This window comes from Brevirhabdus sp. (assembly GCF_052826345.1).
Window position 1 is genome coordinate 1 of sequence record NZ_JBRBUA010000035.1, and the last position, 9,885, is coordinate 9,885.

9 protein-coding genes are annotated in these 9,885 nt (G+C 65.7%); 6 read left to right on the plus strand and 3 right to left on the minus strand.

Translation table 11 applies throughout. The features are described 5' to 3' along the window. On the plus strand, positions 1-715 hold a 715-nt coding region (locus tag ACU0BR_RS04935), incomplete at its 5' end, for a molybdopterin oxidoreductase family protein (protein WP_446155739.1). Between the two features lie 380 nt (positions 716-1,095). On the opposite strand, the gene sucD is transcribed toward ACU0BR_RS04935, so the two are convergent. From sucD to ACU0BR_RS04950, 3 genes are all read right to left on the minus strand, one after another. After that, complete coding sequence (gene sucD, locus ACU0BR_RS04940; RefSeq protein WP_446155740.1) at positions 1,096-1,977, minus strand: succinate--CoA ligase subunit alpha; 882 nt, start codon at positions 1,975-1,977, stop codon at positions 1,096-1,098. Positions 1,978-1,982: 5 nt separating this feature from the next. After that, a complete protein-coding gene (sucC, locus tag ACU0BR_RS04945) occupies positions 1,983-3,206 on the minus strand; it encodes an ADP-forming succinate--CoA ligase subunit beta (protein ID WP_446155741.1) in 1,224 nt (407 codons plus the stop codon). A 68-nt stretch (positions 3,207-3,274) separates the two neighbouring features. After that, on the minus strand, positions 3,275-3,817 hold the full coding sequence (locus ACU0BR_RS04950) for a hydrolase (protein ID WP_446155742.1): 543 nt from the start codon (positions 3,815-3,817) through the stop codon (positions 3,275-3,277). A gap of 561 nt (positions 3,818-4,378) precedes the next feature. On the opposite strand from ACU0BR_RS04950, the gene ACU0BR_RS04955 reads away from it, so the two are divergent. The 5 genes from ACU0BR_RS04955 to ACU0BR_RS04975 all read left to right on the plus strand — a co-directional run. Then, a complete protein-coding gene (locus tag ACU0BR_RS04955) occupies positions 4,379-5,086 on the plus strand; it encodes a GntR family transcriptional regulator (protein ID WP_446155743.1) in 708 nt (235 codons plus the stop codon). 52 nt (positions 5,087-5,138) lie between these two features. After that, a complete protein-coding gene (gene oxc, locus ACU0BR_RS04960; RefSeq protein WP_446155744.1) occupies positions 5,139-6,914 on the plus strand; it encodes an oxalyl-CoA decarboxylase in 1,776 nt (591 codons plus the stop codon). A 37-nt stretch (positions 6,915-6,951) separates the two neighbouring features. Further along, a complete protein-coding gene (frc, locus tag ACU0BR_RS04965) occupies positions 6,952-8,226 on the plus strand; it encodes a formyl-CoA transferase (RefSeq protein ID WP_446155745.1) in 1,275 nt (424 codons plus the stop codon). A gap of 60 nt (positions 8,227-8,286) precedes the next feature. Then, entirely contained in the window at positions 8,287-9,204 is a 918-nt protein-coding gene (locus tag ACU0BR_RS04970) for a methionyl-tRNA formyltransferase (RefSeq protein ID WP_446155746.1), read from the plus strand. 27 nt (positions 9,205-9,231) lie between these two features. Further along, positions 9,232-9,885 (plus strand): formate--tetrahydrofolate ligase (locus ACU0BR_RS04975; protein ID WP_446155747.1); only part of this gene is annotated, 654 nt, incomplete at its 3' end.

Sequence of the window (9,885 nt, forward strand, 5' to 3'; positions counted from 1 at the left end):
CACGGTGACCAACACCAACCGGCAGGTCCAGATGGGCCGCGCGGCGGTGCCGAGCCCCGGCGAGGCGCGCGAGGACTGGTGGATCGAGGTGGAACTGGCCAAGCGGCTGGGCCTGGGCTGGAGCTATACCCATCCCAGCGAGGTCTTCGCCGAGATGAAGCAGAACATGAAGTCGCTCGACAACATCACCTGGGACAGGCTCACGCAGACGGCGGTTACCTATCCGTCGCTCTCGCCCGAAGACCCCGGGCAGCCGATCGTCTTTGGCGACGGCTTCCCGCGGCCCGAGGGCAGGGCGCGTTTCACGCCCGCCGCGGTTGTCCCGCCGGCGGAGCTGCCCGACAGCGAATATCCCTTCGTGCTGATAACCGGGCGACAGCTGGAACACTGGCACACCGGGTCGATGACGCGGCGTGCCAGCGTGCTCGACGCGGTGGAGCCGGAAGCCAACTGCTCGCTGCACCCGCGAACCCTGCGGGACCTGGGCGTCAGCCCGGGCGACTACATCAGGCTTTCCACCCGGCGCGGCACGGTCACCGTGATGGCGCGGGCGGATCGGGCGGTGGCGGAAAACAACGTCTTCCTGCCCTTCGCCTATGTCGAGGCCGCGGCGAACATCCTGACCAACGCCGCGCTTGATCCCTTCGGCAAGATCCCGGAATTCAAGTTCTCGGCCGTCCGGGTGGAGAAGGCGGAGCTGGTCGCCTCGGGATGAGGCGAAAGCACGGGCGATGCAGGCGCGCGATCCGGCCGGGGGCGCGCGCCGGGGATCGTCACCGACCCACTCACGCAAACAGAAAAGCCCCCGGCGCGACCACGCCGGGGGCTTTCGTGTTTCGGCCGTGCGCCCGGTCCACAGCGCGGGTCCGATCCTGCCGGAGCGGCCATTCGGTTCCGTGGCGCCGTTCGGGGCAGGCGCAGGCATTCGGAACCCGGGCCTGCCGTGGCAGGCGGCGCGCAGCAGGGCCGTTTCCCGAGCTGGCCGATACATCCGGCAAGGGATGCCCCACCTGTGGGACATCCGCGTTTTTCAGGGCCTCGCCCGGATCGGCCTCCGGATCGGCCCCCGGATCGTCCGGGGGAGCGCCCGCGGGATCAGCCGATGGCTTCGAGCACGGCCTCGCCCAGCCCGGCGGGGCTTTCGGCAACGACGATGCCTGCGGCTTTCATCGCCTCGATCTTGTCGTCGGCGCCGCCCTTGCCGCCGGCGACGATGGCGCCCGCATGGCCCATGCGGCGCCCCGGAGGCGCGGTGCGCCCGGCGATGAAGCCCGCGGTCGGCTTCCAGCGGCCGCGCTTCTTCTCGTCGGCCAGGAACTGCGCGGCCTCCTCCTCGGCCGAGCCGCCGATTTCGCCGATCATGATGATCGCCTCGGTCTCGTCATCGGCCAGGAACCACTCCAGCACGTCCAGATGCTCGGTGCCCTTGATCGGGTCGCCGCCGATGCCCACACAGGTCGACTGGCCGAGGCCCACGTCGGTGGTCTGCTTGACCGCCTCATAGGTCAGCGTGCCCGAGCGGCTGACAACCCCGACCGAGCCGCGCTTGTGGATATGGCCGGGCATGATGCCGATCTTGCAGGCGCCCGGCGTGATCACACCGGGACAGTTCGGCCCGACCAGGCGGGACTTGCTGTCGATCAGCGCCCGCTTGACGCGCATCATGTCCTGCACGGGGATGCCTTCGGTGATCGCCACGATGACATCCATCTCGGCATCGATCGCCTCGAGGATCGAATCCGCCGCGAAGGGGGGCGGCACGTAGATCACGCTGGCATTCGCGCCCGTCACCGCCTTGGCCTCATGGACCGAGTTGAAGACCGGCAGGTCCAGATGCGTCTGCCCGCCCTTGCCCGGCGTGACGCCGCCGACCATCCTGGTGCCATAGGCGATCGCCTGTTCGGTGTGGAAGGTGCCCTGCGATCCAGTCAGACCCTGGCAGATCACCTTGGTGTTTTCGTCGATCAGTACAGCCATCCGTCTTACCCTTCTGCCTCTGCCAGCACCTTCGCGGTGCCGCTCACCGCGGCCACGATCTTTTGCGCGCCGTCCTTGAGGTCGTCGGCCGCGATCACGTCGAGGCCGCTGTTGTTGATGATCTCCTTGCCCTTCTCGACGTTGGTGCCCTCCAGCCGGACGACCAGCGGCACCTTCAGGCCCACTTCCTTGACCGCAGCGACCACGCCCTCGGCGATCACGTCGCAGCGCATGATGCCGCCGAAGATGTTGACCAGGATGCCCTTCACCTGCGGGTCGGAGGTGATGATCTTGAACGCCTCGGTCACCTTTTCCTTGGTCGCGCCGCCGCCCACGTCGAGGAAATTCGCAGGCTCGGCCCCGTAAAGCTTGATGATGTCCATCGTGGCCATCGCCAGACCCGCGCCGTTCACCATGCAGCCGATCTGACCGTCGAGCGCGATGTAGTTCAGATCGTATTTCGAGGCCTCCAGCTCCTTGGCGTCCTCCTCGGTCTCGTCGCGCAGGGCGGCGATGTCGGGGTGGCGGTAGACCGCGTTGCCGTCGAAGCCCATCTTGGCGTCGAGGCACTTGAGCTCGCCCGCGTCGGTCACGACCAGCGGGTTGATCTCGAGCATGTCCATGTCCTTTTCGGTGAACAGCCGGTAGAGAATGCCAATCAGCTTGACGCATTGCTTGACCTGCGCGCCCTCGAGCCCCAGCGAAAAGGCGATGCGGCGGCCGTGATACGGCTGAAAACCCGTGGCCGGATCGACGCTGAACGACAGGATCTTGTCGGGGGTCGACGCGGCGACCTCCTCGATGTCCATGCCGCCCTCGGTCGAGCAGACGAAGGCGACGCGGCTGGTGACGCGGTCGACCAGCAGCGCGAGGTACAGCTCGCGCGCGATGCCGGCGCCGTCCTCGATGTAGATGCGGTTGACCTGCTTGCCCGCGGGGCCGGTCTGATGGGTCACCAGGGTGCGGCCGAGCATCCGCTGGGCTTCCTGGGCGGCTTCCTCGACCGATCTGGTGATGCGCACGCCGCCCTTTTCGCCCGCGCTGGATTCTCTGAACGTGCCCTTGCCGCGGCCGCCCGCGTGGATCTGGGCCTTGACCACCCAGACCGGACCGTCGAGCGCGCCGGCGGCTGTCTTGGCGTCTTCCGCCTTCAGGACGGCGCGGCCGTCGCTGACGGGCGCGCCGTAATCGCGAAGCAAGGCCTTTGCCTGGTATTCATGGATATTCACGCCTTGGGTTCCTCCCTTTATAGTCGGCCGCCGTCCGGCCGGGATCGTGGTGGGTTGGTGACGGCCGCCTATTTGATGAGCGGCAAAAGCTTCTTGAAGGCGGGGGTGCCGGCCTTGCCCAGCCATTCGAAGACGACCATTTCGGTTGTCACGATGCCCGCGCCGCTGGCGTTCAGCCGCGCCAGGCAGGCCTGTTCGCTTTCGAGCGTGCGCGAGGCGGTCGCGTCCGAGACGACGAAGACGTCGAAGCCTTCCTCGATCAGGCTGGCGGCGGTCTGGACCACGCAGATATGCGCCTCCATCCCCGCGATAACGGCCTGCTTGCGCGCGGTGCCGCGAAAGGCGGCCGCGAAACCGTCGTCTTCCATGCAGGAAAAATGCATCTTGGGCAGCACCGTGGCCCCGCCCGCCACGGCCGCCAGCTCGGGCACGGTCGCGCCCAGACCGGCGGGGTATTGTTCGGTCATGATCACGGGAACCCCGACCTCCGCCGCGGCGCACAGCAATGTCCTGGTGTTGCGAATCGTCCGGGCCGGTGCCTGCATCGCGGGCACCAGACGGTCCTGCATGTCGATCACGATGAGGACGGAATCCTGTGCGCGTATGAGCATGGCGGCCTCTGTCCTTTGGCTTGATCCGCGCCGGTGGAGGGGCGCGGCGCATCTGGTCGGGCGCACCCGCCGCGGCCCTGAAGGGGCCTCGATCCCGGATGCTGGTATGCCAAATACCACGGGATTGTTTTCACATCAAGTGGCGCGACTCCCGGCGTGGGCGGAGAATCAGCTTCTGCCGAAAACAACCCCGGTGCGGGGTGCGCGCTTGCGCCGCATTGCAAAATGCGGTCCCGGAAAGCGCGGCGGAAAGCCCGTCGCGATCGATTGCGGGATTTTTTCATACCCATATGAAATCAATATGTTAAGCCAATCTCGAATGCTGCGACGCAGCAACGCCGCCGCCTCTGTTGTCCAAGGTGAAAGCCTTGCGCTTTGCCGATTTCGGGCCGGGTCGCGGGGCGCGACCGTGCAGCCGCAGAGAAAGCGCGGCGGTGAAATTCAGTTGCGACACATAGGCATCTGGTCTATGGTATGCCACAGGACCAGGACATGCCCGACGCCTGAAGGCATGTCGCAAAGTGATGTGTCGCGGATCGAACTCGTAGATGGAGAAGAGGCATGAGGCTTCGCCCGATTGCGACCAACTTCACCCTGAAGGACCACGTCTACGACAGGCTTCGCGAGGCGATCATGGAGATGGACATCTATGAAAGTGACGCCAACCTGCGCCTGGACGAACGCTCGCTCGCCGAGCAGCTGGGAATTTCCCGGACGCCGCTTCGGGACGCGATCGCGCGTCTGGAAGGGGACGGGCTGGTGTCGGTCGTGCCGCGCAAGGGCATCTTCGTGCGCCGCAAGAGCCTCGAGGAGGTTCTCGAGATGATCATCGCCTGGGCGGCCCTGGAAAGCATGGCGGCCCGGCTGGCGGCGGAACGCGCGACCGACAACGAGATCGCGTCGCTGCGCAAGATCGCGTCGAAATATTCGGGCGACGCGGACAGCGCCGAGATTTCGGAATATTCCGACGACAACATCAGGTTTCACCAGCGCATCCTCGAGATTTCCAAATGCGCGCTGCTGGCCTCCATGGCCGAAGGTCTGTTTTTGCACATGCACGCGGTGCGGCTGCGCGCCATGGGCGAGGGCGACCGGCTGCGCCAGTCCCTCGTCGATCACGCGGAAATCATCGAGGCGCTGGAATCCCGCGACCCCGAACTCGCCGCGCTGCGGGTGCGCGAACACACGATGCGTCTGCATGAACACGTCCGCCGAACCTGGGTCCGGCTGGAATTCAATCTCAAGAAGAAGATGAACACCGCCTCCTAGCAACAGGTGCGGGTCGGCGCTGATCGCAAGATATCAAGGGGAGAAGGAACACATGGCCGTAACCACCGCAGAACCGGAGATCAGCACCCGTGTCGCGCCCGCGCCCGAGGCCCTGACCGACGGATTCCACCTGTTGATCGACGCGCTGAAGCTCAACGGTGTCGAAACCATCTACAACGTCCCCGGCATCCCGATCACCGATCTGGGCCGCTATGCCCAGGCGCAGGGCCTGCGGGTTCTGTCGTTCCGCCATGAGCAGCACGCGGGCTATGCCGCCGCGGCCGCCGGTTTCCTGACCAAGAAGCCCGGCGTGTGCATGACCGTCTCGGCGCCGGGTTTCCTCAACGGGCTGACCGCGCTGGCCCATGCCACCACGAACTGCTGGCCGATGATCCTGATCTCGGGCTCCTCCGAGCGCGAGATCGTCGATCTTCAGCGCGGCGACTACGAGGAAATGGACCAGCTGGCGATTGCCCGGCCCCATGCCAAGGCCGCCTATCGCATCCTGCACGCCGAGGATATCGGCCTGGGCGTCGCCCGTGCCATGCGCGCGGCCCTGACCGGTCGGCCCGGCGGCGTTTACCTCGACGTGCCCGGCCAGCTGCTGGGTCAGGTCATGGATGCCGCCGAAGGCGCCCGGTCGCTGATCGAGGTGGTCGACCCGAACCCCGCCAGCGTGCCGTCGCCCGAGGCCATCAGCCGCGCGCTCGAGGTGCTGGGATCGGCCAAAAAGCCGCTGATCATCCTCGGCAAGGGCGCGGCCCATGCGCAGGCCGACGATGCCGTGCGCGAATTGGTGGAAACCCTGGGCTTTCCCTATCTGCCGATGTCGATGGCCAAGGGGCTGCTGCCCGACACCCATCCGCAATGCTCCTCCGCCGCGCGATCGCTGGTGCTGAAGGAAAGCGACTGCGTCTTTCTGATCGGCGCGCGCCTCAACTGGCTGCTGGGCCATGGCCAGGGCAAGGCCTGGGGCGAGAAGGGATCGAAGAAATTCGTCCAGATCGACATCGAACCGAGTGAAATGGACAGCAACCAGAAGATTTCCGCCCCGCTGATCGGCGACGTCGGCAGCGTCGCGCGGGCGCTGCTGAAGGAAATCGGCGGCAGGTGGGAAAAGCCCTCGGCCGACTGGACCGGCGCCGTGCGCGCGAAGGTGGAGGCCAATGTCGCCAAGATGGCGCCGCGGCTCAAGAACAACAACTCGCCGATGGATTATCAGGGCTCGCTCGGCGTGATCAAGGATCTGATCGCCGAAAACCCCGACGTCGTGCTGGTCAACGAGGGCGCCAACGCGCTCGATCAATGCCGCTCCATCGTCGACATCCACAAGCCCCGCAAGCGGCTGGACGTCGGCACCTGGGGCATCATGGGGATCGGCATGGGCAGCGCCGTCGCCGCCGCCGTCGAGACCGGCAACCAGGTGCTTGCCGTGGAAGGCGACAGCGCCTTCGGCTTTTGCGGAATGGAGATCGAGACGGTCTGCCGCTACGATCTGCCGGTCTGCACGGTCATCATGAACAACAACGGCATCTATCGCGGCGACGGCGAGAACTGGGCGGGCGGCAAGGACCCCTCGACCACCGTTTTCGTGAAGGGCGCGCGCTACGACAAGATGATCGAGGCCTTCGGCGGCGTCGGCGTGACCGTCGACAACCCCGACGCGCTGCGCCGGGCCATCAAGGAGGCTTTCGCCAGCCGGAAGCCGACCCTTATCAACGCCGTGATCGCCGAAGACGCCGGCAAGGAAAGCGGCAACATCGGCAATCTCAACCCCTCGTCCGTGGTGGCGCAGCAGCGCTACCCGCAAGCCAGGAAGATCAAGTGAAAACATACGTGACCAATAAGAAAGCGGAGGCACCCCAATGAAGGCCCTCGAAGGAGTCAAGATCCTCGATTTCACCCATGTGCAGTCGGGACCGACCTGCACGCAGCTCCTCGCCTGGTTCGGCGCCGACGTGATCAAGGTCGAGCGGCCCGGTGTCGGCGACGCGACGCGCAAGCAGTTGGTGGATGTGCCGGGGGCGGACTCGCTCTATTTCACCATGCTCAACCACAACAAGCGGTCGATCGAGCTGAACTCGAAGAGCGAGACGGGCAAGGAGGTCCTGACCCGTCTGATCGAGACCTGCGATGTGATGGTGGAAAACTTCGCGCCCGGCGCGCTGGATCGGATGGGGTTTTCGTGGGAGCGTATCCAGGAGATCAACCCGCGGATGATCCTGGCCTCGGTCAAGGGGTTCGGCCCCGGCAAATACGAGGACTGCAAGGTCTACGAGAACGTCGCCCAATGCGCCGGCGGCGCCGCATCGACCACCGGCTTCCTCGACGGGCCGCCGCTGGTGACCGGGGCGCAGATCGGGGACAGCGGCACGGGTCTGCACCTGGCCTTGGGCATCGTCACCGCGCTTTACCAGACCACAAAGACCGGGCGCGGGCAGAAGGTCCTCGCGCCGATGCAGGACGGGGTGATCAACCTGTGCCGGGTCAAGCTGCGCGATCAGCAGCGCCTGGCGGCAGGGCCGCTCAAGGAATATTCGCAATACGGCGCGGGCATCGAGTTCGGCGAGGCGACGCCGCGCGCGGGCAACGACTCGGGCGGCGGTCAGCCGGGCCGCATCCTGAAGTGCAAGGGCTGGGAAACCGACCCCAACGCCTACACCTATTTCATCACCCAGGCGGCGGTCTGGGAAAAGATCTGCGACGTGATCGGCGAGCCCGAGTGGAAGACCAAGGAAGGCTATGCCACGCCGCCCGAGCGTCTGGACAAGCTGGACGAGATCTTCGAGCGCATCGAGCAGTGGACGATGACCAAGACCAAGTTCGAGGTGATGGACACCTGCAACCCGCTCGACATTCCCGTCGGCCCGATCCTGTCGACCAAGGAGATCATGGACGACGAGGGGCTGCGCAAGACCGGCACGATCGTCGATGTCGAGCACCCCGAACGCGGCCGCTACGTGAGCGTCGGCTGTCCGATCAAGCTGTCCGACAGCCCGGTCGAGGTGGTCCGCTCGCCGCTGCTGGGCGAGCACACGGTCGAGATCCTGCAAGAGGTGCTCGGCTACAACGGTGAAGCCCTGAGCCGCATCGTGGAATCCGGCGCCGTCGGCAAGGCGGACAAGAAGGCCGCGGAATAACATTTACCACCGGGCGCGATCCGCCGCAGAGCGGACGCGCCGGGTTCAGGGAGGATAAACATGCGATTGATCGTTATGGGTCAACAGTCGTTCGGCAAGGACGTGCTCGCAAAACTGCTGGAGACCGGAACCGATGAGGTCGTCGCGGTCTACAGCGAGCCCGACAAGGAGGGCAAGCCCGTCGACCCGATCAAGGAATTCGCCATGGAAAAGGGCCTGCCGATCGAGCAGCCCGCGAATTTCGATGACCAGGCGACGCTCGACAAGCTCGCAAGCTACGACGCCGACCTGATGGTCATGGCCTTCGTCAACGTCTTCGTGCCGGAAGCCGCGCGCGACACGCCGACCCACGGGTCGATCTGCTTTCACCCCTCGCTGCTGCCGCTGCACCGCGGTCCGTCGGCGGTGAACTGGCCGATCATCCTGGGGTCGGACAAATCCGGTTATTCCTGGTTCTATCCCTCGGACGGGCTGGACGAGGGCGACAGCCTGTTGCAATGGGAATGCGAGATCGGCCCGGACGACACGGTGATCGACCTCTATTTCAAGAAGATCTACCCCCATGCCGTCGACAGCGTTCTGACCGTCTGCGATCTCTATCGCGAGGGCAACCCGCCGCGCATCGTCCCCGACGAAAGCGAGGCGACCTACGAACGGCGCTGCAACAAGAACCACGCGCACGTCGATTGGCACAAGCCCGTTTCCCACGTCTACAACCTGATCCGGGGCACCAACCCGGCGCCGGGCGCCTGGACCACGTTCAACGGCGCGGAACTGGGGATCTTCGATTCCGCCCGCGTGGACGGGGACGGGATATCGGGCCGGGTGCGGGAAATTTCCGACGAAGGCATCTCCGTCCAGGCCGTGGGCGGACGTGTCCTGGTCAAGCGCGTGCGCCCCGCGGGCGACGCCAAGATACGCGCAAGCGAATGGGCAAGCTCTGTCGGTCTGAAAGTCGGCGACTCATTCGGCAACTGAATCAACGCCAAAAGCGGGAATACCATCATGAACGATTCTGACACGATCACCGCCGCCAAATCCTCGACCGCGCCCAGCAAGCCCGGCTCGGACATCGAGATCGCGCGCGCGGCGACGAAGAAGCCGATCCAGGAAATCGGCGCGAAGCTGAACATTCCGAGCGAGGACCTGCTGCCCTTCGGGCACGACAAGGCCAAGGTTTCGGAAACCTTCATCAAGTCGCTGGCCGACCAGAAGGACGGCCACCTGATCCTCGTGACCGCGATCAACCCGACCCCGGCGGGCGAGGGCAAGACCACGACGACCGTGGGGCTGGGCGACGGGCTGAACGCGATCGGCAAGAAGGCGGCGATCTGTATCCGCGAGGCCTCGCTCGGGCCGTGCTTCGGGATGAAGGGCGGCGCGGCGGGCGGCGGCTATGCGCAGGTCGTGCCGATGGAGGACATGAACCTTCACTTCACCGGCGATTTCCACGCGATCACGAGCGCGCACAACCTGCTCGCGGCGATGATCGACAACCACATCTACTGGGGCAACGAGCAGGCGATCGACACCCGCCGGGTGACGTGGCGCCGCGTGGTCGACATGAACGACCGCAGCCTGCGGCAGATCACGTCGAGCCTTGGCGGTGTGTCCAACGGCTTTGCCCGCGAGGACGGGTTCGACATCACCGTGGCGTCG